This window comes from Nocardioides caldifontis, from assembly GCF_008087345.1.
Lineage (GTDB): Bacteria > Actinomycetota > Actinomycetes > Propionibacteriales > Nocardioidaceae > Marmoricola_A > Marmoricola_A caldifontis.
This window is the reverse complement of sequence record NZ_VHIB01000001.1, coordinates 878,408-903,367: the sequence shown is the minus strand read 5'-3', so window position 1 is coordinate 903,367 and position 24,960 is coordinate 878,408. Positions and strand designations below refer to the sequence as shown.

General features: G+C 71.2%; 19 protein-coding genes, 1 tRNA gene and 1 pseudogene. 10 read left to right on the top strand and 11 right to left on the bottom strand.

Annotation, left to right across the window (positions count from 1 at the left end; genetic code table 11):
• Position 1 precedes the first annotated feature (1 nt).
• Both FIP57_RS12435 and FIP57_RS12430 read right to left on the bottom strand, forming a co-directional pair.
• Positions 2 to 1,204, bottom strand: a complete 1,203-nt coding sequence (locus tag FIP57_RS12435; RefSeq protein WP_148573782.1) for a DUF1015 family protein — start codon at positions 1,202 to 1,204, stop codon at positions 2 to 4.
• A 30-nt stretch (positions 1,205 to 1,234) separates the two neighbouring features.
• On the bottom strand, positions 1,235 to 2,224 hold the full coding sequence (locus tag FIP57_RS12430; RefSeq protein WP_148573781.1) for an NAD(P)-dependent oxidoreductase: 990 nt from the start codon (positions 2,222 to 2,224) through the stop codon (positions 1,235 to 1,237).
• A 274-nt stretch (positions 2,225 to 2,498) separates the two neighbouring features.
• Here FIP57_RS12430 and FIP57_RS12425 point away from each other — a divergent pair, with 274 nt between their 5' ends.
• The gene (locus tag FIP57_RS12425; protein ID WP_203231194.1) at positions 2,499 to 4,160 is read left to right on the top strand and encodes a BCCT family transporter; all 1,662 of its coding nucleotides are present in this window, start codon (positions 2,499 to 2,501) and stop codon (positions 4,158 to 4,160) included.
• A gap of 81 nt (positions 4,161 to 4,241) precedes the next feature.
• Here FIP57_RS12425 and FIP57_RS12420 read toward each other — a convergent pair whose 3' ends face one another.
• The gene (locus FIP57_RS12420) at positions 4,242 to 5,726 is read right to left on the bottom strand and encodes a sensor histidine kinase (protein WP_238993426.1); all 1,485 of its coding nucleotides are present in this window, start codon (positions 5,724 to 5,726) and stop codon (positions 4,242 to 4,244) included.
• Between the two features lies 1 nt (position 5,727).
• Positions 5,728 to 6,459 (bottom strand): response regulator transcription factor, encoded by a 732-nt coding sequence (locus FIP57_RS12415; RefSeq protein WP_148573779.1) that lies wholly within the window; start codon positions 6,457 to 6,459, stop codon positions 5,728 to 5,730.
• Between the two features lie 165 nt (positions 6,460 to 6,624).
• On the opposite strand from FIP57_RS12415, the gene FIP57_RS12410 reads away from it, so the two are divergent.
• The 8 genes and pseudogenes from FIP57_RS12410 to FIP57_RS12375 all read left to right on the top strand — a co-directional run bounded on the left by FIP57_RS12410 (position 6,625) and on the right by FIP57_RS12375 (position 13,624).
• Positions 6,625 to 7,224 (top strand): DUF4956 domain-containing protein, encoded by a 600-nt coding sequence (locus FIP57_RS12410; RefSeq protein WP_148573778.1) that lies wholly within the window; start codon positions 6,625 to 6,627, stop codon positions 7,222 to 7,224.
• Positions 7,221 to 8,060, top strand: a complete 840-nt coding sequence (locus FIP57_RS12405) for a polyphosphate polymerase domain-containing protein (protein ID WP_148573777.1) — start codon at positions 7,221 to 7,223, stop codon at positions 8,058 to 8,060. Before FIP57_RS12410 ends, FIP57_RS12405 begins: the two co-directional genes overlap by 4 nt.
• Before the next feature lie 94 nt (positions 8,061 to 8,154).
• Entirely contained in the window at positions 8,155 to 9,648 is a 1,494-nt protein-coding gene (locus FIP57_RS12400) for a carbohydrate-binding domain-containing protein (protein WP_148573776.1), read from the top strand.
• A gap of 60 nt (positions 9,649 to 9,708) precedes the next feature.
• Positions 9,709 to 10,143: a hypothetical protein gene (locus FIP57_RS12395; protein WP_148573775.1), complete on the top strand. Its 435-nt coding sequence runs from the start codon at positions 9,709 to 9,711 to the stop codon at positions 10,141 to 10,143.
• Between the two features lie 47 nt (positions 10,144 to 10,190).
• Positions 10,191 to 10,592 (top strand): PDZ domain-containing protein, encoded by a 402-nt coding sequence (locus FIP57_RS12390; RefSeq protein ID WP_148573774.1) that lies wholly within the window; start codon positions 10,191 to 10,193, stop codon positions 10,590 to 10,592.
• Between the two features lie 343 nt (positions 10,593 to 10,935).
• Positions 10,936 to 11,326, top strand: a pseudogene (locus tag FIP57_RS24035) (DDE-type integrase/transposase/recombinase); the annotation flags it as partial.
• Between the two features lie 161 nt (positions 11,327 to 11,487).
• Complete coding sequence (locus tag FIP57_RS12380; protein ID WP_148573772.1) at positions 11,488 to 12,786, top strand: DUF3500 domain-containing protein; 1,299 nt, start codon at positions 11,488 to 11,490, stop codon at positions 12,784 to 12,786.
• Positions 12,787 to 12,913: 127 nt separating this feature from the next.
• Positions 12,914 to 13,624: a GNAT family N-acetyltransferase gene (locus FIP57_RS12375; RefSeq protein WP_203231193.1), complete on the top strand. Its 711-nt coding sequence runs from the start codon at positions 12,914 to 12,916 to the stop codon at positions 13,622 to 13,624.
• A 461-nt stretch (positions 13,625 to 14,085) separates the two neighbouring features.
• Here the strand turns inward: FIP57_RS12375 and FIP57_RS12370 are convergent.
• From FIP57_RS12370 to topA, 5 genes are all read right to left on the bottom strand, one after another.
• A tRNA-Thr gene (locus FIP57_RS12370) sits at positions 14,086 to 14,158 on the bottom strand.
• 83 nt (positions 14,159 to 14,241) lie between these two features.
• Complete coding sequence (locus FIP57_RS12365) at positions 14,242 to 15,798, bottom strand: alpha/beta hydrolase (RefSeq protein WP_148573771.1); 1,557 nt, start codon at positions 15,796 to 15,798, stop codon at positions 14,242 to 14,244.
• A 10-nt stretch (positions 15,799 to 15,808) separates the two neighbouring features.
• Positions 15,809 to 16,939, bottom strand: a complete 1,131-nt coding sequence (locus FIP57_RS12360) for a DNA polymerase III subunit delta' (RefSeq protein WP_148573770.1) — start codon at positions 16,937 to 16,939, stop codon at positions 15,809 to 15,811.
• A complete protein-coding gene (tmk, locus tag FIP57_RS24440; RefSeq protein WP_148573769.1) occupies positions 16,936 to 18,975 on the bottom strand; it encodes a dTMP kinase in 2,040 nt (679 codons plus the stop codon). Before tmk ends, FIP57_RS12360 begins: the two co-directional genes overlap by 4 nt.
• A gap of 20 nt (positions 18,976 to 18,995) precedes the next feature.
• Positions 18,996 to 21,710 carry a type I DNA topoisomerase gene (gene topA, locus FIP57_RS12350; RefSeq protein WP_148573768.1) on the bottom strand — a complete coding sequence of 905 codons (2,715 nt, stop codon included), beginning with the start codon at positions 21,708 to 21,710 and terminating at the stop codon, positions 18,996 to 18,998.
• Positions 21,711 to 21,888: 178 nt separating this feature from the next.
• On the opposite strand from topA, the gene ilvA reads away from it, so the two are divergent.
• Positions 21,889 to 23,148 (top strand): threonine ammonia-lyase IlvA, encoded by a 1,260-nt coding sequence (gene ilvA / locus FIP57_RS12345; RefSeq protein WP_203231252.1) that lies wholly within the window; start codon positions 21,889 to 21,891, stop codon positions 23,146 to 23,148.
• Positions 23,149 to 23,264: 116 nt separating this feature from the next.
• Here the strand turns inward: ilvA and FIP57_RS24435 are convergent, their stop codons facing one another.
• Positions 23,265 to 23,552, bottom strand: coding sequence for a DUF7782 domain-containing protein (locus FIP57_RS24435; RefSeq protein ID WP_476739177.1), 288 nt, complete (start codon positions 23,550 to 23,552; stop codon positions 23,265 to 23,267).
• Positions 23,553 to 23,563: 11 nt separating this feature from the next.
• Entirely contained in the window at positions 23,564 to 24,733 is a 1,170-nt protein-coding gene (locus tag FIP57_RS12340; protein WP_338039914.1) for a DUF7059 domain-containing protein, read from the bottom strand.
• Between the last annotated feature and the right edge of the window lie 227 nt (positions 24,734 to 24,960).

Below are 24,960 nucleotides of genomic sequence, written 5' to 3'. Positions count from 1 at the left end.
CCTACTGGAGGAAGATCCCGGTGCGCGGCTTCGGCCGCACGTACGTCGTCTTCGCGCTCATCACCTCGCCGCGCTCCGCGACGGACACCAGGGTCTCGACGCCGGGCGCCCGGAGCGTGAACAGCACCCCGCCGTCCTCGTCGCAGGCCCGCACCGTCGGGGACAGCTCCCGCAACGCCGGGACGTGCTCGAGCCGGGGGTCGTCACGTCGGATCCCGAGGACCGGGCCGAGGACCTGCTCGTCGAGGAGCGTGACGTCGAGCCCCGCGACCCCGGCGGCGCGGGGTCGCTCCCGCGGCGTGAGCAGGTGCCACTCCCCTGCGGCGTAGAGGCCGAGCGAGCCCGGCTCGGGTGACGCCCCACCCCCACGGCGTACGTCGAACGCGGCAGCGAGCCCGTCCAGCAGCCGTCCCCCGTCGACCGGACCCCTCACCCGGCGGTGGAACGAGTGCAGCGCGAGCTGGTCCTGAGGGTAGATCGCGGAGAGCAGCGACCGCCCCGCCGGCCGGCCGTCGCGGTCCCACCGGCGGCGCGCCGCGGCGATCCGGTGGTGACCGTCGGCGACGTAGAGCCGGTGCTCCTCGAGCCGCCGGGCCAGCTCCTCCGACTCGTCAGGACCGACCTGCCACACCGCCTGCTGGACCCCGCCGACGTCGGTGAACTCGAGCAGCGGCGCCGCCCGGCTGACCCGGGCGACCAGGGCGGCGAGCTCCGCGTCGGAGTCGTGGAACAGCGCAACCAGCTCGGAGCGCAACGGCACCCGCTCGTAGTGGCGCACCAGCGCCTCCACCCTCGCCGGCTGCACACCCTCGTGGCCGAGCACGGTGCCGTCGGCGAACCCCGCCAGGTCGACGCCGCCCACGACGCCGGTGTGCTGTGATCCCCCTTCGCGCATTTCGTAGACGAAGAACGCCGGCTCGTCGAGGTGCCGGTAGGCGCCGAGCCGGAGCAGCCTCTCCAACGCGTCGGCCTGGGCGGCCTCGGCCGCCGCGTGGTCGAGGGTCGCGGGCAGCACGGCCGGGTCGCTCGTCACGTGCAGGTAGCTGTCGGGGTGGTCGCGCAGCAACGCGCGCCGTTCGTCGTCCCCCAGGGCGTCGTGCAGCGGGCTGACCACGCGTGCGGCCCACGGCTCGGTCACGACCCGCCCGCAGACCGGGGCCACCAACGCCGTACGCCGTGGGAGCTCCCCGGGGCTGCTGCTCATCAGCGCATCATCCCGTGGCGCAGTGGCGGGTCACGACGCGGCTCCGCTCCGCACCGGCGGCGGGTTGACCACGTTGAGCAGCTGGCCCGCGGCGAAGGCGTTGACCACCTCGACGACCCCGGCCACCACGGCCTCCTGCGCCTGCTCGGTCGAGGCACCGATGTGGTGGGTGCCGACGACGGCCGGATGGGTGGCCAACGGTGATCGCCACTCCGCGGTGCCCGAGCCGGGCTCGTCGGGGAAGACGTCCAGCCCCGCTCTCAGCGTGCCGGCATCCAGCCGGGCGAGCAGGGCTTCGGTGTCGACGACCTCGGCGCGGGAGGTGTTCACCAGGACGCCCGGTTGCAGCGCGTCGAGCACCTCCGCGCCCACCATCCCCCGCGTCTCGTCGTTCAGGGGGACGTGCAGGGTCAGGACGTCGACCCCCGAGGCGAGCGTCACCAGGTCGGGCACGAGCGAGATGCCGAGCCGCTCGATGCGGCGCAGTGCCTCCGGGGAGCGGGAGCCCTTCGCCTGCGCGAGCAGCGGCATCCCGAACGCCGCGGCGCGTTCGGCGACGGCGAGGCCGATGTTCCCGAGCCCGACGATTCCGAGCCGCCGACCCTGGAGCCCCTGGCCCACCTTGCTGAACCGGCTCTTGTCCCAGTGGCCCGCCCGAAGCTCGCCGACGTTGTCGGGGATCGCCCGGTCCACTGCCAGGAGCAGCCCCATCGTCAGCTCCGCCACCGCGACCGCGTTGCGGCCGGGCACGTTGGCGACGAGCACGCCGCGGCGGGTGGCCTCGTCGCAGTCGATGGTGTTGGTGCCCGACCCGGCGCGGACGACCAGCCGCAGGGACTCCGCCCTCGCCAGCGTCTCGGCGGTGACCTTGGTGCTGCGGACCACGAGCACCTCGGCGTCGTCGACCGCGTCCGGCAGCGACTCGCCGGTCAGCTCGGGCCGGCACACGCACTGGTGGCCCGCGCTGTGCATCGTCGTGACGAAGTGCTCGGGGAGCCGGTCCGCTACCAGGATGCGCATGGTGACCCTCCAGGTTCGGGTGACCCTCCGGAGCACGCCCTGCACCGGGGTTCGGACGACGATAACCACGGAGGGCGGCGTTGCGCCATACACACTTGAATGCGCTGTACGCAACGCCGGTCGTTGACATCCGACCCGACCGGTCGCAGGGTGACCAAGGACTGCGTTGTCGATGCACCCGGAGGCAGCCATGACGGACACCGCGAGAAGGACGAGCACCGGGGCCGACCCAGGGCCGCGACCCGGAGACTCTGGGCGCCGGTCCCTCGACAAGGTGGTGTTCGGGGTGGCGGCGGCCGCCGTCCTGGCCTTCGTGCTCTGGGGCGCGTTGACGCCTGAGGGGATGGGCGAGGTCACGACCGACACCCTGACCTGGCTCGAGAAGAGCTTCGGGTGGTTCTTCGTGCTCACCACTGCCGCGTTCGTCGTCTTCTCGGCGTACCTCGCGCTCAGCCGCTACGGCAACATCCGGTTGGGGCCCGACGACTCCGAGCCCGAGTTCAGCACCTTCTCCTGGGTATCGATGATGTTCGCGACCGGCATGGGCATCGGGCTGATCTTCTGGGGCGTCGCCGAGCCGCTCACCCACCTCAACACTCCCCCGATGGGGATGGCGGAACCCGGCACGCCCGAGGCTGCGCGGCTCGCGATGGAGTACACCTTCTTCCACTGGGGGCTGCACCCCTGGGCGATCTACGCGGTGATCGGGCTGTCGATCGCGTACTTCGCCTACCGCAAGGGCTACGGCAACCTCATCTCCGCGACGTTCCGACCGTTGATCGGCGACGCCGCCGGACGCGCGCCCGGCAAGGCGATCGACGTCGTCGCGATCTTCGCGACGCTGTTCGGCTCCGCGACGTCGCTCGGGCTCGGCGCCCTGCAGATCACCGGCGGGTTGGACAACGTGTTCGACGGCTCCAGCAAGAGCGTGGCCCTCGCGGTGCTGGTGATCTGGGTGCTCACGGCGTGCTTCGTCGTCTCGGCCGTGACCGGCATCGAGAGGGGCGTGCAGTTCCTGTCGAACGCCAACGCCGTCGCCGCGGTCGTCCTCGTGCTGTTCCTCTTCGTGGTCGGGCCGACGGTGTTCATCCTCAGCACCTTCACCGAGGGGATCGGCGCCTACCTCACGCAGCTGCCGACGATGAGCGGCCGCACCGGCGCCTTCGACGAGGACCAGGCCGCATGGCTCAACGGCTGGACGATCTTCTACTGGGCCTGGTGGGTCTCGTGGACGCCGTTCGTCGGCATGTTCATCGCCCGGATCTCGAAGGGCCGCACGATCCGCCAGTTCGTCGGCTACGTGATCGTCGTCCCGAGCCTCGTCTCCCTGGTGTGGTTCTCGATCATGGGCGGGTCCGCGTTCGACCTCCAGCTCAACAAGGGTCAGGACCTCGGCACGACGCTCGCCGACGAGGGCACCGAGAGCATCCTCTTCACGGTCCTCCGGGAGTACCCGTTGGCCTCCGCCACCGTGGTCCTGGCGATCTTCCTCATCGCGATCTTCTTCATCACCGGCGCCGACTCCGCCTCGATCGTCATGGGGATGCTGAGCCAGCAGGGCGAGGAAGAGCCGAACCGCTCGCTGATCATCTTCTGGGGTGTGGCGCAGGGCGCCATCGCCTCGGTGCTCCTGTGGTCCGGCGGCGACGACCTGAGGGCGGGGCTCACCGCGTTGCAGAACCTCGTGATCATCGTCGGCGGCGTCTTCCTGCTCGTCATCGTCGCGATGTGCGTCTCGCTGATGAAGGCGCTGCGCGCCGAGCCGTACGAGTCGACCCTGCCGTCACGGGTCCGGCGCGCGGTGCAGTACGTGCAGCGCCAGAACCAGGAGGAGCAGCACGCCATCGCGCTCACCGCGCTCGGGGCCGAGCACCACGAGATCGTCCCGGACGCCGAGGAGCCGGAGCGCAAGACGGGTTCGCGGGACGCGGACTGAGGACCTGAGCCGCCTGTCGGAATCGAACCGACGTTCTGTTCGCCACGAGCAGGCCAAGCGCCGTGCACCACGATGCTTGCCTCATGCAGGGAGCGTGACCTCGAAGCAGGTCGCTCCCGGTGCCGAAGCCACGGAGATGGTGCCGCCGTGCGCCTCGACGATGGCCTGCACCAACGACAGTCCGAGCCCCACGCCTCCGGAAGTGCGGGTCCGCGAGCTGTCGCCGCGGGCGAACCGCTCGAACACGCGGCCCGCGAGCTCCGGATCGATCCCTGGCCCGTCGTCGGTGACGGTCAGCACGACGCCGCCACCACGTGCCGGTCGCACGCCGGCGGTGACGTGGGTGCCTGCCGGAGTGTGGCGCCGCGCGTTGCTCAGCAGGTTGGAGATGACCTGGTGCAGCCGCTGCTCGTCGCCGGTGACCTCCACCGGTTCGCCGGGAAGGTCCAGGGACCAGCGGTGCTCAGGTGCGACCACACGGGAGTCGGCCACCGCCTCGAGCACGAGCCGGGTGAGGTCCACGCTGCCGCGCTCGAGAGGGCGGCCGGCGTCCAGGCGGGCGAGGAGGAGCAGGTCCTCCACGAGCGAGCCCATGCGGGCCGCCTCTACCTGGACCTTGGCCATGCTCTCGACGAGACGCTCGGGATCGTGAGGGTAGGTGCGCCGGCTCAGCTCGGCGTACCCGCTGATCACCGCGAGCGGCGTGCGCAGCTCGTGGGAGGCGTCTGCCACGAAACGGCGGACCTGCTGCTCGCTGCGGTGCCGGTCGTCGAGCGCGCTCTCGACGTGCCCGAGCAAGGTGTTCAGGGCTGCCCCGACCTGCCCCACCTCGGTGCGCTCGTCGGTCAACCGTTCCGGCACCCTGGCGGTGACCCCGATCTCGCCCGAGGACAGCGGCAGCCCGGCGACCGCGTGCGCGGTGCTCGCCACGTCCCGGAGCGGGCGCATCTGACGCCTCACCAGTACCCACGCCGCCGCCCCGGCGAGCCCGATGCCGGCCAGCGACAGCACCAGCTCGTAGGCGATCAGGTTGCCGACCGTGTCCTCGACGTCGTCGAGCGGCAGTCCCGAGACGAGGAGCGCGTCACCGACGTCCTCGGCGCGCACCCGGTAGTCGCCGAAGCCGTCCAAGGTCAGGGTCCGGGGGTCGCCGTCGGACCTGAGGGTCTCGAGCTCCGCAAGGGCATCGTCGGAGAGCTCCGCCCAGTCGGCCCTTCCCTCGTCGAGGGCGATCACGTTGCCCCAGCTCCCGCCGTCGCCGAGGTAAGCCGTGAGGGTGCCGACTCGCTGGCCGAAGCCGATGTCGTCGTCCGGCCGGCCGGCAGGGTCCCCGCGCCCCCCGGGCTCCTCGCCTGGTGGCGCCGGCGGCTCGTCGAGCGGGACACCGCGCGCGACCAGGTCGCTCGCCCGCTCCGCCGACCGGGCGAGGTCGGCATCGAGCTGGTCGGTGAGGTACGAGCGGATGGCGGCCGTGGCGGCGCCGCCGATCAGCAGGCTGACCAGCGCGACCAACGCCACGGCGGTGACGACGAGCCGTGCGGTCAGGGTAGCGGGCAGCAGGCGCACGTCACCCGACCGGCTTGAGCACGTATCCGGCTCCCCGCATGGTGTGGATCATCGGCTCGCGACCGGCGTCGATCTTCTTGCGCAGGTAGGAGATGTAGAGCTCGACGACGTTGGCCTGGCCGCCGAAGTCGTAGTTCCACACGCGGTCGAGGATCTGAGCCTTCGACAGCACCCGGCGCGGGTTCCGCATGAGGAACCGGAGGAGCTCGAACTCCGTGGCCGTCAAGGCGATCTCCTCGTCGCCACGGCGGACCTCGCGGCTGTCCTCGTCCATGGTGAGGTCGCCGACGGTCAGCATCGAGCTACGTCCCCGGTCCGTCGCGCCACTGCGCCGCATCAGTGCTCGCAACCGCGCCACCACCTCCTCGAGGCTGAACGGCTTGGTCACGTAGTCGTCGCCGCCGGCCGTCAACCCCGCGACGCGGTCCTCCACCGCGTCCTTGGCGGTCAGGAAGAGCACCGGCACGTCGGGCGCCTGGGCGCGCAGGCGACGCAGTACCTCCATGCCGTCGAAGTCCGGAAGCATGATGTCGAGGACGACCGCGTCCGGGCGGCTCTCCTTGGCCCTCGCGACCGCCTGACGCCCCGTGTGTGCCAGCGTCGCCGTCCACCCCTCGTAGCGCATGGCCATGCCGAGCAGCTCGGCGATGTTGACCTCGTCGTCGACGACGAGGACCTCGAGCGGGGACCCGTCGGCGCGGGTCAGGGTCGACTTGCCGGCAGCGCTGTTCACCCGACCAGCATGCCCGCTCCGCCGGGACGAGTGCTGTGGACATCCTGTGCGCAGCCTGTGAGTTCACAGCCGAGGCGGTCCACAGCGGCCGCACAGGCGCACCACACGCCGGACCCATCTTCGTCCGGCTGACTGGGACCACTCACCCGGCAACTCAGGAGAACCATGTCCCAGTACTCGATGCTCGCGGCGGACCTCGCAGCAGTCCTCGCACTCGTCGGCCTGTTCCTCGTCCGCCATGGTCGGCGGGAGATGGTCGTGGCCTACCTCGGCGTCAACATCGGCGTGCTGGCGGTGACCACTGCCCTGGCCAACAGCGCGGTCGGAGCAGGGCTCGGCCTCGGGCTCTTCGGTGTGCTGTCGATCATCCGCCTGCGCTCGGAGGAGCTGGCGCAGCACGAAGTCGCCTACTACTTCGCCGCGCTGGCGCTAGGGCTGCTCGGCGGTCTCACCAACTCTCCCATCCCGCTGCAGCTCGCCCTCATGGCTGCTGTCGTCCTCGCCGTCTACCTCGGTGACCACCCGCGGCTCGCTCCCCCGTCCACCGTCCAGGAGCTCGTGCTCGACCACGCGATGACCGACCTTGCCGCGCTGACCACACACCTGGAGGAGCTGCTCGGAGCCGACGTGCTCGCGATCACGGTCCGCCGCACGGACCTGGTCAACGACACGACGCTGGTACAGGTCCGCTACGTGCCCGGACGTGGCGACGCCACGACCACTCCCGTCGCGACCCTCGCCGACCGGAACCGCGACGCCGCATGAGCACCGCCGTCCGCGAGACCGTTCCCGGCTCGGCCGCCCTGCCCACTGCCCTGTCCCGTCTGCCGCCGATCTCGCTGCCCGAGCTCGTGCAGGAGGCGCGACTCCTACGGCGTGTGGACCGCAAGTACGTCGTGCCCCTCACGTGGCTGCCGGTCCTGATAGGGGCCGTCCCGACCTCGACGCACGTGCTCGACATCGACAGGCAGCGGGCGTTCGCCTATCGCTCGGCCTACCTCGACACCCCCGACCGCCGCGGCTACCACCTCGCGGGCCGCGGCCGACGGCGCCGCTTCAAGGTGCGCACCCGCGCCTACCTCGACACGGGCGGCTGCTGGCTCGAGGTCAAGACGCGAAGCGCGCGCGGCCTGACGGTGAAACAGCGCATCCCCCACCCGGACGCCGAGCTCGCCGCTCTCAACGGTGACGGCCTGGCATTCATAGACGACGTCCTGCGTGGTGCCGGGCTCGACGACGTCCACGCGGAACAGCTCGGACCGGTGCTCGCCACGGCCTACCGTCGTACCACGCTGTACCTGCCGGACTCTGGGAGCAGGGCCACCATCGACGTGGAGCTGGGCTGGACCTCCCTGTCCGGGAAACAATGCCGTGACCTCGACCGCCCCTCCCTCGCCATCGTGGAGACCAAGACCGGTTCCACCCCCTCCGCGGTGGACCGGCTGCTGTGGACCCACGGGCACCGGCCGGCCCGGATCTCGAAGTACGGCGTGGGCATGGCCGCCCTGCACAGCGACCTGCCCCGGCTCAAGTGGCACCGGGTCATGCAGCGGCACCTCGCGATCCCGGCAGCACCGACGCACAGCCGGCGCACGACCTGACGCCATCTCGTCGACAGGCTCACCCGCCACCGTGGGTCTCACCAGCCGCCCAGCGGCACCCCCGAGCACGACACCGATCCCGAAAGGTCCCCTCATGCGTCTCCCCCGGTCCCGACAGGTCCTGGCCGCCGCCCTGGCCACCGCCGTCCTCGCCGGTTGCTCCGCAGCCACCGGGTCCAGCACCGGCACGAGCGGCACCTCGACCGCCGCCAGCGACGCCACCTCGGTTGCCGAGGCCCTCGCCGACAACGTCGCGATCGAGACCGGCGACACGTCGTACGACGAGGCCGACGCCGTCGAGGTCAGCCTCACCGGCTCCACGGCCACGGCTGACAGCGACGCCGTCACCAGCGACGGCGGCACCGTCAGGATCGCGGCCGCCGGGACCTACCGGCTCCACGGCGATCTCACCGGACAGGTGGTCGTCGACAGCACCGCCGACGGCGTCGTACGGCTGGTCCTCGACGGCGCCACCATCACCTCCGAGACCACCTCGGCCCTCAACGTCGTCGACGCTCAGTCGGTCATCGTCGTGCTGGCAGACGACAGCAGTAACAAGCTCGCCGACGCATCCACGTACGACGACACCTCCGAGGACGCGCCCACCGGCGCGCTCTACTCCACCGCCGACCTCACCATCGGCGGGACCGGCTCCTTGACGGTCGAGGGCAACGCCAACAACGGCATCGTCGGCAAGGACGGGCTCGTGGTCAGCAGCGGATCGATCGAGGTGACCTCGGTCGACGACGGCATCATCGGCAAGGACTACCTCGTCGTGTCAGGCGGTGACGTCACCGTCGACGCGGTCGACGACGGCCTCAAGTCCGACAACACCACCGACGACGGCTCCGGCTTCGTACTGATCGAAGGCGGCTCGGTCCAGGTGAGCTCGGAGGACGACGCGATCAAGGGCGTCCAGGTGCTCGTCTCCGGCGGCACGGTCGACGTCGCAGGCTCCACCGAGGCCATCGAGGGGTCGCTGATCATCATCGACGACGGCACCCTCGAGCTGCACTCGGCCGACGACGGGATCAACGTGGCGACGTCGGACGACAGCGCCGCCAAAGACGGCAGTGCCCGTCACCAACAAGGGATGGGCGGCGGCATGGAGGCCGACAGCTCGCTCCGCCTCGTGATCAACGGCGGCACCATCGAGGTGTGGGCGAGCGGCGACGGGCTCGACTCCAACGGCGACGCCACCATCACCGGTGGAGACATCACCGTGTACGGCCCCACCACCGACGGCAACGGCGCCCTGGACGTCAACGGCACCTTCGATATCGCCGGCGGCACCCTCATCGCGACCGGAAGCGCGGGAATGATGGTCGCTCCCTCGACCGACTCCGAGCAGGGCTGGATCGCGACCGCGCTCGCGGCCAACGCCGCCGCCGGTTCCGAGGTGGTCATCAGCGCCGCCGACGGATCACGGATCGCGGCGTACGCGGTCGAGAAGGAATTCGCCTCCGTCGTCTACTCCTCCTCCGACCTCGAGCAGGGCGCCACCTACACGGTCACCGTCGACGGCGCCGAGACCAGTGTCACTGCGGGCGAGGGGCTCTCCGGCGCCCGCGGCCCCATGGGCGGCTGAGCCAACAGTCCTGCCGCCTCGAACGACTCACCACCAACCACCTATCCACGAGGAACCATCATGAACACGCAGCACGACACCCCGTCCACACCGGACCCGACCGTCCCTCCGGACGGACCCGGCACAGCCGAGCAGCCCGCGGCACCGGCCACCACAAACCGTCCCTGGCGACAGAGGCTGACGAGCAGGCGCGCGGCGGTGGCAGCCGGCGCCGCCGCGATCGGTCTGGCGATCGGCGGCCTGGGCTTCGCTGCCGGTTACGCCCTCGCCGATCCTGACCCGGACCAGCCTGGGATCACCCAGCTGCGCCCGGGCACCCCTCCCGGTGGCGACGGGTTCCGAGGTCCTGACGGCGGGATGGGAGGCCCGATGGACGACCAGCAGGACGGAGAGGCCTCAGGCCAGTACCCAGACTTCGATGGCGACGGACTGCCCGATGACGGATCGGCCGGATCGGGACAGGACTCCGGCCAGGACACGGCTCAGCAGAGCTGACCCAAGGACGACTCACCCCGGCCGCCAGCCCCCGTACCGCGGCCGGGGTGGGTCCTTGCCGCCAGAGGAACAGGCATGAGCCGCTCAACCTCAGCACCTCGACGGCCATCACGGATGTCGTCGACGGCGAGCCGGCAGCCGAGATGGGGCTCGACGTGGGCGATACCATCACCGCGATCGGCGGGCGCAGGACCCGTCGCCCGAAGCCGGATGTGCGCGCAGCCCAGCAGCTTCGACGCCGCGTGGCTCGCGACCTCCTGGGTCATCTCATGGGAGGCGACCAGGGCGGGGTGGCAACGGTCCACCTCTCACGCGACTGCAGAGTTGCCCTCGCACCGATGAGCCAGTCGGCGGCAGACGGCACAGACGATCACCTGACCGACCACGTGTCGGTGAGCGAGGATGCGCGGCTCCAAGGTGTATGGTTGCGCCCGCTTCTCGTCGCGTGAGCTGCTCATGTGACCAATGCTCGCCGACGAGCTTTTCCCGGGTCTTGCTCCGATGTGTCAAGGACGTAACGACGGCCTCAGGCATCGACCGAAGGTGGACTGCGGCACGGACGGGTGATAACTGGTCTGTGGGCCGTGAGGCGTCGCGGGGGGGGCAGTGCACCGTGACGAAGCCGTTCCCCAAGGAGTTCCGCGACGACGTCGTGAACGTTGCTCACAACCGTGAGCCGGGTCAGACGATCTGGTGATCCGCGATCGACTGCGGCAGCATCACCGAGTCGTGCCTGCGCAACCGGCTGCGCCAGGTCGCATGGACCGGACGATGTGGCGGGGCCGCTCGGCCAACGGCTGGTGGAGCGACGTTCGAAAGAAGCGCGGCAAGAGCGCCAAGAAGCCTGGACCGCCGGTCCACGCGGACCTGGTCAAGCGGGACTTCACCGCTGATGCGCGCCGAACCAGCTGTGGCTGGCCGACATCACCGAGCACGGCACCGATGAGGGCAGGCTCTACCTCTGCGCGATCAAGGACGTGTGCTCCAACCGAAGCGCCCGGCTACCCCAGCGGCCGGATGAAGTCCCGGCTGGCCGTCGACGCATTGAACAGTGCCGTCGTGCGACGTCCGTCCTCTGCGCCGCTACGACATGGCTGGGTCGATGGGCATGCTCGGCGCCGCCAGCGACATCGCCGCGATGGAGTCGATCTCAGCGTTGTTGCAGAAGAACGCGCGCGGCCGATTGGCCCCGATCGAACCCGAGACCATCATGACCACACCCGCCGCTCAGGTGGCCTGGCCCAACCTGTCACCGTTCGTGCAGCAGTCCTACGACTTTTCACTCGTTGCCGGTGCACAGAGGTGTCACAAGGAGAGCACAGGGTCGGTGGCGACCCTCGTCTCATGACCACACCACGTTCCCTGACCAGCACTCCTGCTCGTCGCCGCCTCGCGGGCGTCGCTTCCTGGGCCCTCGTGGCCGCTCTCGCATTGAGCGGCTGCGGCAGCAGCGACGGCACCAGTGACGCGTCCTCCACCTCGTCCGGCACGACGAGCTCGTCTACCAGCACGTCGACGAGCACCGTTGCCGATGCCGCCTCGACCGCCGCGACCTCCGCGAGCACGGACGCCACGACCACGCAGCAGACCGTCACCGACACCGCGGCAGCCGCGGAGGCATTCCTGGCGACCTTGTCCGACGAGCAGCGCGAGCAGCTCCTCTACGACTACGACGACGAGACGAAGACGACGTCATGGTCCAACTTTCCGGTCACCTTCGTCGAGCGGGCCGGCCTGAACCTCGCTGACCTGACCGAGGAGCAGCAGGCAGCGGCTCTGGAGGTGCTCGCGGCGCTGCTCAGTGACGAGGGGTACGCGACCGTGTCCGGCGTCATCGGCGGCGACCAGTACCTCGCCGACAACAGCAGCTCGACCGAGGACTCGTTGGGTCAGTACTACATCGCCTTCTTCGGCGACCCCTCGGAGACGGAGGCCTGGGAGGTCCAGTTCGGGGGCCACCACCTCGGCATCAACGCCACGCTCGACGGCACCGCCGGCACCCTCACCTTCGCTCCGACCCACCTCGGCGTCCAGCCCGCCGTCTACACGAACGAGGACGGTGAGGAGGTCGAGCCGTTCGACGGCATCTACACCGATGCCTTCGCGTTCTACGACAGCCTCACCGACGCGCAGCTGGCGGCCCTCACCTCCGGCGAGGTCAGCATGTGCGCGCCCGGGGACACCTGCGACTTCGCCACCGGCTCCGGCCTCCAGGGGTCGGACCTGACCGACGCGCAGCGACAGCTCCTGCTCGACCTCATCGCCAATTGGGCCGGCCTCGCCGACCAGGAGACCACCGCCGCCGCGCTGGCCGAGATCGAGGCGACCCTCGACGACACCTACGTCAGCTGGTCCGGCGCGACCGAGTACGACATGAGCACCGGCGACGGCATCAACTTCTCGATCTCCGGACCGGACGTCTACATCGCCTTCCAGGCCCAGCAGGGCTCCGCCGGCGCCGACGTCGACGGGGTCACCACCTCGGGCTGGGGGCACGTCCACACGATCTACCGTGACCCGTCGAACGACTACGCCGGCAGCGTCACCCAGCAGGCGGCCACCGGTATGGGCGCCGCCGGCGGCGGTCCTGGTGAGGGAGGCGCGCCGCCGGACGCGGACGGCACTCCGCCGTCTGCGGGCTGAGTCGCGAGTGGCAAGGTGGCGGGCCGTCGCCATCGCCGTGGTTGGTGGTGACGGTCCAGTGCGAGGCCACCGCCCAGCATCCGGATGCACGGACATCATGTGCCGTGCATCCGGACAGACTCGAGGCGTGAACCAGCTGACGGCCGAGGACATCAGCGCCCTCGACGACCCGGTTGGCCAGTCGCTCCGCTCGCACCACGCCGCCCTGGCGCTCACTGTCGGCCGAGCCTCGGCTTACGTCCCCGAGGTGGCTACCTTCTCGGCCGTGCCCAGCGCACCGGATCGCCAGGACTGGTCCGACCTGGCGACACTCCTTGGCCCGGGCGCCTTCGCCGACCTCTTCAGCGCACCGACTTCACCACCAGCCGACTGGCGTCCTGTCTTCTCCATGGCAGGGGTCCAGATGATCGCCGCTCCGGACAAGTTCGTGGATCGAGAAGAGGACGCGGACGTCATCGAGCTCGGAGAAGCCGACGTGCCGGACATGCTGCGGCTCACTAAGCAGACACGTCCCGGGCCGTTCTGGGGGCGTTCGCACGAGCTCGGCCGGTACGTCGGGGTCCGTGTGGCTGGTCAGCTCGTCGCCATGGCCGGTGAACGACTGCATCCCCCGGGTTGGACAGAGATCAGCGCTGTGTGCACCGCGCCGCAACAACGCGGTCGCGGCCTGTCCCGGCGGCTGGTTCACGACGTCGCATCGACCATCGTGGCGCGCGGTGAGCGACCGTTCCTCCACGTCGCTGTCGACAACACCACGGCGATTGCGCTGTACCGGCAGCTGGGCTTCGAGGTTCGTAGGGAGGTGAGGTTCCACGGCTACCACACACCGGCGAGGTGACGTGAAGGACGAGGATCGGGACGCTCCATGAGCACGTGTCTCACACGACCCCGGGATGCGCTCGAGTGAACGGTGCACGCGAGGGCGCTGGAAGGATGCGCGGACCCTGTCGAGTGCGTAGGTGAGGCCGCCCAGCCATGCATAGGGTGAGCCCCACATGAGTGAGTACGAGTAGACAGAGACCCCACGAACCAGGCCCTGGTTCGGCCAACGTCGGGAGCAACGCTGCATAAGACACGGCGATGCTGGGGTTCAGCAAAGTTGGTGGCAAGCCCAGTCATGAAGGGCCTGGTCCCTGATGCTGCCGCGGGGAAGGCGGCTCCAGGACTCTCGGTTCCGCGCATCAACTGAACTCCGAGGAAGATCAGGTAGTCCACACCGAATGTCCCGTGACTGACGACACCCGCTCAAGGACCCCGAAGGCTCCCAACCGCATCCTGCGGGTCAGGGGCCTCGACGAGAGCCGCCTGTCGGAATCGAACCGACGACCTATTCATTACGAGTGAATCGCTCTACCGACTGAGCTAAGGCGGCCTCGTGGCCGCTGCGGAGGATCGCCCCGCGGCGGCCACGCCGACCAACTATAGAGGCCGGTCCGGGGCAGCGCGAAAACGCCCTCAGCAGTCGACGGTGTCCGGAGGCACGGTGCCGGAGACCAGGTACGCCTCGACCGCCTCGTCGACGCAGTCGTTGCCCGCGTTGTAGCCGGTGTGGCCGTCACCGTCCCTCCGCACGAGTACGGCGGAGTCCAGCTGGTCGGCCAGCGCCTCCGCCCACCGGAGCGGGGTCGCGGGGTCACGGGAGGTCCCGACGACCATGATCGGCTCCGACCCGGGGGCGTCGAGCGGCTCCTGCTCCGTCGGCCCGTCGACCGGCCACGCGGAGCACGCCGCGAGCCCGTAGGCGAACCCGCGTCCGAACGTCGGCGAGACCTCCTCGAACCGCTCGATCTCCTTCTCGGCGTCGGCGAGGGAGATGTCCTCGCCGGGGTCGGAGCAGTTGACGGCGTACAGCGCCTCGGTGGAGTTGTTGACGTACCCCTCCGGCCCGCGGCTGACGTAGGCGTCGGCGAGCAGCATCAGGAACCGGCCGTCACCGGCGAACCCGGTCTTGAGCGCCTCGTCGAGCGAGGGCCAGCTCGACTCGTTGTAGAGCGGCGCCCAGATGCCGAGGACGGCCAGCCCCTCGGTGAGCTGCCGGTCACCGGAACCCGGGATCGGAGAGGCGTCGAGCTCCTCGAGGAACTGCTGGATCCGCTCCGCGCCCTCGTCGACGGTGTCCCCGAGGAAGCAGTCGCCGCCGTCGACGCACGCCCCGATGTAGGCGCGCAGCGCGGTCTCGAACCCCTCGGCCTGGATCAGGCTCGCCTCGACCTCGCCGGCCTGCGGGTCGATGGCGCCGTCGAGCACCATCCGCCCGACGCGGTCGGGGAAGAGGTCGGCGTACCAGGCGCCGAGGTAGGTGCCGTAGGAGGCGCCGAAGTAGGCGAGCTGCTCCTGGCCGAGCACCGCCCGCAGCACGTCCATGTCGCGCGCGGCCTCCTCGGTCGACATGTGCCGGGCGAGGTTGCCGCTCATGTCGAGGCACCCCTGGCCCATCCGGCGGAGCCCGTCCAGCACCTCCTCGGCCTCCTGGGTGGACTCGGGGTCCGGGTCGGAGGCGACGTACTCGTCGAGCGCCTGGTCGGACACGCAGTCCACCGGCGTGCTCTCCCCCACCCCGCGCGGGTCGAAGCCGACGATGTCGAAGGCCGCCCGCACCCGGTCGCCGAAGAACACCTCGGCGCTGGCGGCGTAGTCGACGCCGGAGCCGCCGGGCCCGCCCGGGTTCACCAGCAGCGACCCGACGCGCGCGTCCTGGTCGGTGGCCGGGACCCGCAGCACCGACAGCGTGATGGACTCACCGAACGGGTCCTCGTAGTCGATCGGCACCTCGACCTCGGTGCACTCCATGTCCGAGCGGCACTCCCGCCACTCCGGCTGCTGCTGGTAGTAGGCGGCGAGGCCGTCCTCGGCCGGGAGCTCCTCAGTGGTCGCCGACGCCAGCGGCTCGCTCGGCGGGCTCTCGTCACCGTCGCCGAAGAGCCCGCACGAGGCGAGGGTCAGCACCAGCACAGCGGCGGAGGTCGCCGCGCCGGCACGCCTCAGCGCCCCGGCCCTTGGGGAGTTCTGCACTCCGCTCCTCTCAGCCCCGGAGGGCCACCATCATCGACTCGAGCGCCAGCAGCGGCGGGACGTTGAACTCCAGGATCTGCTCGCGCGCGGCGCCGATCGCGTCGATGCGGTGTAGGGTGCCCTCCGGGGTGGTGCGGCGGGCCAGCTCGCTCAGCTCCGGCCGCTGCTCCTCGTTGACCAGGTGGCTGCCGGCACCGGTCTGCACGACGAGCACGTCGCGGTAGACCGACAGCAGCTCGGTCAGCTGCCGGTCGACGGCGTCGAGCACCTTCCGCTTCAGCCGCAGCTTGTGCTGCTCGGCGAGCTCCCGCTCGGCCGCCTTGGCCGACCGCAGGGAACGGGCCTTGCGGTCCGCGCCGTAGAGCACCTCGAGGTCCCGCAGCTCCTTGGCGTGCTGGGCGTCGGTCTGCGCCTCCGCCTCGGCCTTCGCGATGTCCACGATGTTCGCGGCCGCCTGCAAGCACGCACCGAGCGTCGTCAGCCGCGGCGGCAGGGAGACCACCTCGCGACGGCGGTTGCGCGTCTCCTCCTCCATCGCGAGCGCCCGTGCCCGGCCGATGTGCCCCTGGCTGGCCCGGGCAGCGTGCGCCGCGCGCTCCTCGGACACCCCGTGGCGCTCGACGAGGAAGCCGGCGACGTCCTCCGCGGTCGGGGTGGCCAGGCTGACGTGCCGGGTCCGGGAGCGGATCGTGGCCAGCACGTCCTCGGGCTGCGGCGCGCACAGCATCCACACCGTGCGCGGCGTCGGCTCCTCGATCGCCTTGAGCAGCGCGTTGTTCGCCCGCTCGTGGAGCCGGTCGGCGTCCTCGACGATGATGATCTGCCACCGGTGGCGCACCGGCATGAGACCGGCGTCGCGGACCCACCGACGGGCCTCGTCGACGGTGATGATCACCTTCTCGGTGCGTCGCAGGGTGACGTCGGGGTGGGCACCGGCGAGCACCTCGGTGCAGTCGTCGCAGCCGCCGCACCCCTGCTCGCCGCACTGCAGCGCCGCCGCGAACGCGAGCGCGGCGTTGGAGCGGCCCGACCCGGGCGGGCCGGTGAAGAGCCAGGCGTGCGTCATCCCCTGGCCACGCGCCGCGTCCTGCAGCGCGGTGACCGCGTGGCGCTGGCCGACCAGCGAGTCCCAGACGGTCACGGTCGGCCCTCCTCGAGGACCGGTGCGCTGCGCGCGGCCTTGGTGAGCAGCGGCTCGACCCGCTCGCGGACCAGCCGCTCGATCTCCTCCACCGGCAGCCGGGCGTCGACCACGAGGTAGCGCTCGGGGTGGGCGGCAGCGAGCGCCAGGAACATCGACCGCACCCGCTCGTGGAACTCGGCGGTCTCCTGCTCGATCCGGTCGCGCCCCTCGAACCGGGTCAGCCCGGCCTGCGGGTCGAGGTCGAGCACCACCGTGAGGTGCGGCCGCAGGTCGCCGGTGGCCCACCGGGCGATCTGCTCCACCTCGTCGTCGACGAGCGCGCGCCCCGCCCCCTGGTAGGCCAGCGTCGAGTCGACGTAGCGGTCCGTGACCACCACGGCGCCACGTGCCAGGGCCGGCGCGACCACCCGCTCGACGTGCTCGGCCTTGTCCGCGGCGTAGAGCAGCGTCTCCGTCCGGTCGCTGATCGCCCCGGTCTCCGGGTCGAGGACGATGCTGCGCAGCTGACGGCCGACCTCGGTGTCACCCGGCTCGTGGGTCAGGAGCACGTCGTACCCCTCCTCGGTGAGCCACCGCTGGAGCCGCCGCGCCTGGGTCGACTTGCCCGAGCCCTCACCGCCCTCGAGCGCGATGAAGCAGCCGGTGTCGGAGTAGAGCCCGGAGGTGCCCGTGATCCTCAGGGTGCGGCGCAGGTCGGTCAACAGTGAAGGCCCTTCGTGGTCGTCCATCTGACGATAGGAGAGCACACCGACAACGACCATCAGGACCGCTGCCCCGAGGATGGTCACGGCCGCGCCGCGGTAGTGGAACAGCGGGTCGCCGGCGTGGTTCTCCGGGCCGAACGACACCTGCCCGATGGCGCCGGCGACCAGCGGGGCGACGGCCAGCACGAGCGCGAGGGCGAGCCTCGTCATCGAGCCGACGAAGGCGAAGGTACGGCCGCGGACCTCGTTCGGCACCTCCAGCCCGAGCAGCGTCATGCCGGTCACCCAGGCGGCGCCGGCGAGGTAGCCGACGACGACGGTCAGCCCGACCACGATCTCGAGGTGCGGCACTGCGCCGAGGACGAGCAGCACCACCCCCGAGCCGATCAGCGCCGCCCCGAAGACACGGCGGCGGCTCAGCCGGCGCAGCATCCGCGGGCCGCGCCAGAGCCCGAGCGCCATGCCGACGAAGACGGCGCCGAAGAGCACGCCGTAGCCGGCGTCGCCGCCGCCGAGGTCGGAGACGAAGGTACGCGCGAGCCCGACCACGACACCGCCTGCGGCGAACGCGCCCACCATGCCGACCACCAGGCCGCGGACCACCCGGGTGCGGGCGACGTAGGTCCACCCCTTCCAGATCACCGCGACGAGGGTGGTCTCGCCGTGCGCGTCGGCGGGGCCGCGCGGGATGGCGTGCAGGGTCGCGATCACGACGCCGGAGACGATGAACGAGAGCCCGTTGAGGTAGAGCGCCAGGTCGATCGCGCCGCGGTCGAGAAACCCCAGGGCGCTCGGCGCGACGCGATCGACGACGGTCAGCAGGGAGAAGACCAGGGCCGCCGGCACCGCGGAGCCGTACGTCGTCGCCAGCCCGATCTGGTTGGCCTCCTCGAGCTGTCGCGGATCGACGATGTTCGGCACCGAGGCGTCCTTCGCCGGCCCCCAGACGAGGCTGACCGCCTCCACCAGCACGGTCACGACGAAGACCCACCACAGTGTGCCGACCAGCGGGATCGTCAGGAACAGCGCGCCGCGGAGGTAGTCGCCCCAGACCAGCACGGTCTTGCGGTCGAGCCGGTCGGCGACGTAGCCGGCCAGTGGCCCGATCACCACCGCGGGCAGGACCCGGAGGAAGAGCACCCCGGCGATCGCGTAGTTCTTCGCGGCGTACCCGTCGGCCAGCTGGTTGGCCATCGCGGTGAGCGCGAGCAGCCCTAGCCAGTCACCGAGGCTCGACAGTCCCAGCCCGAGCCACAACCGCCGGAACGCGGGGACGCGGAGCACGCTGCCCGTGCTCGCCGGCGTCCCTGCCGTCCCTGCCTCGCTCACCGCACCAATCTACGCAGTGGTCAGGACTTCTTCGCGGCGGCGGTCTTCTTCGCGGTCGTCTTCTTGGCCGCGCTCTTCTTGGCCGTCGTCTTCTTCGCGGCGGTCTTCTTCGTGGTCTTCTTCGCGCTCTTCTTCGCCGGACCCTTGGCACGCCGCTCGGCGAGCAGCTCGGCGGCCCGCGCCAGCGTGATCGCCTCGGGATCGTCTGCCTTCGGGATCGTGGCGTTGTACTCGCCGTCGGTGACGTAGGGGCCGAAGCGCCCGGCCTTCACGGTGATCTTCGCGCCGGTAGCCGGGTCATCCCCCAGCTCCTTGCCCGGGGCGGCGGCCGCGCCACGGCCCCGCTGCTTCGGCTGGGCGTAGACCGCCAGCGCCTCCTCCAGCGTGATCGTGAGGAGCTTCTCCTCGGAGTCGATCGAGCGTGAGTCGGTGCCCTTCTTGAGGTAGGGCCCGTAGCGGCCGTTCTGCGCGGTGATCTCGTCGCCGGACTCCGGGTCGGTGCCGACGACGCGCGGCAGCGTGAGGAGTCGTACGGCGTCGTCGAGCGTGATCGTGTCGAGGTTCATCGACTTGAACAGCGACGACGTGCGCGGCTTCTCCTTCTTCGGAGCATCGTCAGGCAGCTGCTCGGTGACGTAGGGGCCGTAGCGGCCGTTCTTCGCCACCACCGTCAGCCCGGTCTCGGGGTGCTGGCCGAGCACCCGCTCCTCGCCGGCCGGGTTCGCCAGCAGCTCGCGGGCCTTCTCGACGGTCAGCTCGTCGGGCGGCAGGTCCTCGGGGACGTTGGCGCGCTTGCCCTCGGCGTCCTCGACGTACGGGCCGTAACGGCCGACCCGCAGGTCGATGCCCTCGCCGATCGGGAAGGTCGCGAGCTCGCGGGCGTCGATGTCGCCGAGCTCGTTGACCAGCTTCGCGAGCCCCTCGACGTCCTGGGAGCCGTAGTAGAACTCCGCGAGCTCCGAGACCCGGTCACGTCGACCACCGGCGATCTCGTCGAGGATGTCCTCCATGCGGGCGGTGAACTCGTAGGACACCAGCCGCGAGAAGTGCTCCTCGAGCAGCCGGATCACCGAGAAGGCCAGCCACGCAGGGACGAGCGCGGTGCCTTTCTTGTAGACGTAACCACGATTCAGGATGGTCCCGATGATCGAGGCGTACGTCGACGGGCGGCCGATCTCGCGCTCCTCGAGCTCGCGGACCAGCGTCGCTTCGGTGTACCTCGCCGGCGGCTTGGTCTGGTGGCCGGCCGCCTGCAGCGCCGCCGCGGTGACCGCGTCGCCCTCGGAGACGTCCGGGAGCCGGGTCGAGGCGTCGTCCTTCTCGGTGTCCGGGTCGTCGGAGCCCTCGACGTACGCCTTGAGGAAGCCGTAGAAGGTGATCACGCGGCCGGTCGCGGCGAACACCACGTCCTCGCCGGACGTTGCCGTCCCGCCGAGGCGGATGCTGACCGAGCGGCCCTGCGCGTCCTTCATCTGCGACGCGACGGTGCGCATCCAGATCAGCTCGTAGAGCCGGAACTCGTCGCCGGAGAGCCCGGTCTGCGCCGGTGTGCGGAACGAGGAGCCCGCCGGGCGGATCGCCTCGTGGGCCTCCTGGGCGTTCTTCACCTTGGAGGCGTAGGTGCGGGGGGCGTCGGGAAGGTACTCCGCGCCGTACAGCTCACGGACCTGGTCGCGGGCCGCGGTCACCGCCGACTCCGACAGCGTCGTGGAGTCGGTGCGCATGTAGGTGATGAAGCCGTTCTCGTAGAGCCGCTGCGCCACCGACATCGTCCGCGAGGCGCCGAAACCGAGCTTGCGGGAGGCCTCCTGCTGCAGCGTCGTGGTGCGGAACGGCGCGTAGGGCTTGCGGGTGTAGGGCTTCGACTCGACCGAACGGATCTCGAACGTCGAGTCGTGGAGCGCCTGGACCAGGGCCTCGGCGCGGGCGCGCTCGAGGTGCACGACCTTGGTGGTCGAGCTCGTCGAGACCAGCTGGCCGTCGCTGCCGAAGTCGGAGCCGCGGGCCACCCGCGCGCCGTCGAGGGAGTGCAGCTTGGCGGGGAACATCCGCTCGGCGTGCTTCTCGCCGGCGTCGAAGGTCCCCTCGATGTCCCAGTACGACGCCACCTTGAACCGCATCCGCTCGCGCTCGCGGTCGACCACCAGCCGGGTGGCGACCGACTGGACGCGGCCCGCGGACAGGCCGGACATGACCTTCTTCCACAGCACCGGGGAGACCTCGTAGCCGTAGAGCCGGTCGAGGATCCGGCGCGCCTCCTGGGCCTCGACGAGGTCGAGGTCGAGGGTGCGCGGGTTCTCCACCGCGGCGCGGATCGCCTGCGGGGTGATCTCGTGGAAGACCATGCGGTGCACCGGCACCTTGGGCTTGAGCTCCTCCTGGAGGTGCCAGGCGATCGCCTCGCCCTCGCGGTCCTCGTCCGTCGCGAGGTAGAGCTCGGAGGCCTCCTTGAGCAGCCCCTTCAGCTTGGTCATGTGCGGCTTCTTGTCCCGCGAGACCACGTAGTAAGGGGTGAAGTCGTTCTCGACGTCGACGCCGAGCCGGGCCCACTTCTCGCCCTTGATCGACGCGGGGATGTCCGAGGCGTCGCGCGGGAGGTCACGGATGTGGCCGATCGACGACTCGACGACGTAGCCCGCGCCGAGGTAGCCCGCGATCGTCTTCGCCTTGGCGGGCGACTCGACGATGACGAGCTTGTGACCGGCCCCGTTGGCCGTGGATCCCTTGGTTGCCACTGGTTGACCTTCCCTGCGTCCCCGGCACCGGCCATGAGCGCCGGCCCTATCGGACCGAAGACGTGGCAAACGCTAACGGCCGCTGTCAAGCGACGACGCGCCGGTCCCTCCCGCTCCTGTCGGCGCCGGCGAGGATGATGGAGCGGTGAGCGAACCGACAGCCACCCGCCCCACCACCATGACCGCCACCGTGACCGCCACCGTGACCGCCGCCGACGTCGACGCCGCGGCCGCGGTCCTGGAGGGCGTGGTCCCCCGCACCCCTCTCGAGCGCAACGCCCGGCTGTCCGCGCTCACCGGCGCCGAGGTCCTGCTCAAGCGGGAGGACCTCCAGCCGACCCGCTCCTACAAGGGGCGCGGCGCCTACACCTTCGTCTCCCGGCTCACCCCCGAAGAGCGGGCCGCCGGGGTGGTCTGCGCCAGTGCGGGCAACCACGCCCAGGGGGTCGCCTTCGCGTGCGCCCGGTCCGGGGTACGGGCGCGGATCTACCTGCCCCGGACCACGCCACGGCAGAAGCGCGACCGGGTGGCGGCGCTGGGCGGCACGTGCGTCGAGGTGCTGGTGCAGGGGGACACGTACGACGAGGCGGCTGCCCTCGCCTCCGCCCACGCCGCGACCAGCGGAGCCGTGCTGGTGCCGGCCTTCGACCACCCCTACACCGTGGCCGGCCAGGGCACCGTCGTCGCCGAGGCGGTCGCGCAGCTCGGCCGGGCCCCCGACGTGGTGGTGCTCCCGGTCGGTGGAGGCGGGCTGATCGCCGGCAACGTGGCCTGGCTCGCCGAGCACGCCCCGTCGGTGCGGGTCGTCGGCGTCGAGCCCGCGGGCGCGGCGTCGATGGCGGCTGCCGTGGCCGCCGGCCACCCGGTCGAGCTGGCGACCCTGGAGGGGTTCGTCGACGGCGCGGCGGTCCGCCGGGCCGGCGAGCTGACCCACCGGCTGGTCGCGGAGCACTCCCCCGAGCTGGTGGCCGTGCCCGAGGGGCAGGTCTGCGTGGAGATGCTGGAGCTCTACCAGGTCGACGGGATCATCGCGGAGCCCGCCGGCGCCCTGGCCTCCGCCGCGCTGTCCGACCTCGCGCTCGAGCCGGGCTCGACCGTGGTCAGCGTCCTCTCCGGCGGCAACAACGACGTCAGCCGTTATGCGGAGGTGGTCGAGCGGGCGCTCGTCCACACCGGGCGGAAGCACTACTTCCTGGTGGAGTTCCCGCAGGAGCCCGGAGCGCTGCGCCGCTTCCTCGACGACGTGCTGGGGCCGGACGACGACATCACGCTGTTCGAGTACGTCAAGCGCAACAACCGCGAGACCGGCCCGGCGCTCGTCGGCATCGAGCTGGGGTCGCCCGCCGACCTCGAGCCGCTGCTCGGACGGATGGAGGCCGCCCCGCCCCGGATCGAGCGGATCCCGCCGGACTCCCCGCTCTTCCGCTTCGTCCTCTGAGCTTCTGTTGAGCCGCCCCTCGTGGCGCGCTGGCTTCTGTTGAGCCGCCCCTCGTGGCGCGGCTATTCGCGTTGAACCGCCCTTCGTGGCGCGGCCGTGCGCGCCACGAGGGCCGCTCAACGCAGGAAGCCGTCCCGGACCAGCTCGCGGACCGCGGTGACGACCTGCGCGGCCAGCGGCTCCGCCGGCTGCTCGGTCAGCTGCGCCAGCGCGGCGACGATCTGCGCCGCGGTGAGCTCGCCGTCGCTCGCCCCGACGAACGCCGCCTCGACGGTGTCGACCTGCCGGGCCCGCCGCATCCCGCGCTGCTGGCGCAGCACGATGACCTCCGGGTCCTCGGCGCCCGGCGCCCCCACGGTCTCCTGACGTACGTCGGACCGGGTGCTCCACCGGCGTTCGAGCAGCTCCTGGTCGGTCAGCGACGTGAGCGTGTCGACCCGGCCGGTCCACTCGCCGACCTCGGGGCCGAGGGGCTGCTCGACGTCGTACGGCCACTCCTCGAGCCGCAGGGACGGTTCGCCGTCGGTCCGGCGCAGGTTGATCCACCCGAACCCGACGCCGGTGACGCCCTGCTCCTCGAACCACCCGAGCCACGCGTCGTACCGCTGGAGGTAGTCGGGCGACCGGTCGTGGCCGGCGTCACGGAGCCAGAGCTCGACTGCGCCGGGTCGGCCACCTCGCGCTGCACCACCCACGCGTCGCAGCCGGTGCCCTCGAGCCACCCGGACAGCCGCTCCTCCCAGGGCAGGCCGTCGACGTGCACCCAGTTCGCGAGCACCTGGGCCAGTCCGCCGGGCGCGAGGTGGGCCGGGGCGCCGGTGACGACACGGCGCACCATCTCGTCGCCGGGGAGCCCGGAGTCGCGGTAGACCAGCAGCTCGCCGGTGCCGGGCGAGACCACGAACGGCGGGTTCGTGACCAGCAGGTCGAACGCCTCGCCGCGCACCGGGTCGTAGAGGCTGCCCTCGCGGACGTCGATGTCCACCTCGTTGAGCGCCGCGTTGAGCCGGCTCATCGCGAGCGCGCGGCGGTTGACGTCCGTGGCGACGACGTGGCCGGCGTGGTCGGTCAGGTGGAGCGACTGCACGCCGCAGCCGGTGCCGAGGTCCAGCGCGCGGGCGACCGGCGTACGGACCGTCAGCTGGGCCAGCGAGCTCGACGCCGAGCTGATCCCGAGCACGTGGTCGGCGCCCACCCGGGTCGCGGTCCCGTCGAGCCCCGGCGTGAGGTCGCTGACCACCCACCAGTCCCGCTCGTCCGAGGCGTACGGGCGGACGTCGACCCGGGCCCGGACCGACCCCACGGACCTCTCCAGCAACCCGGCCGCGCAGAGCGGGTCGACCAGCCCGGGTAGCGCCTCCTCGGCGTGGTGCACGTCGACGGCCGACTGGAGGGGCCAGAGCCGGACGAGGGTCTCGAGCGGGGTGCCGCCGGCCGTGCGCCTCAGCCCGGGAGTGGTCTCGTTGCGGCCGAGGGCGGCGTGTGCGGTCGGGCCGAGGGCGGCGGCCACCCCGTCGTAGGTGAAGCCGGCGGAGGTGAGGGCCTCCCGCAGCGGCGGGACGAGGTCGGCGCGCAAGAGCTCCACGCCCGCAGCCTAGGTGGCGCGGCAGGACGCGCCGGCTCGACCGCCGGCAGAAGGCAGGACGCGCCCGCTCGGCGGTCTTCCGGAGTGAAGTTGCGACGGCTCGGCGGGGATCCGGCGGGAAGATGCGACGGGTCGGCGGTCATCTGGCGTGAAGATGCGACGGGTCGGCGGAAAGGGGGAAGGGCCCGCCGAGTGGCTCGGCGGGCCCTTCCTGAGGTGCTGCAGTC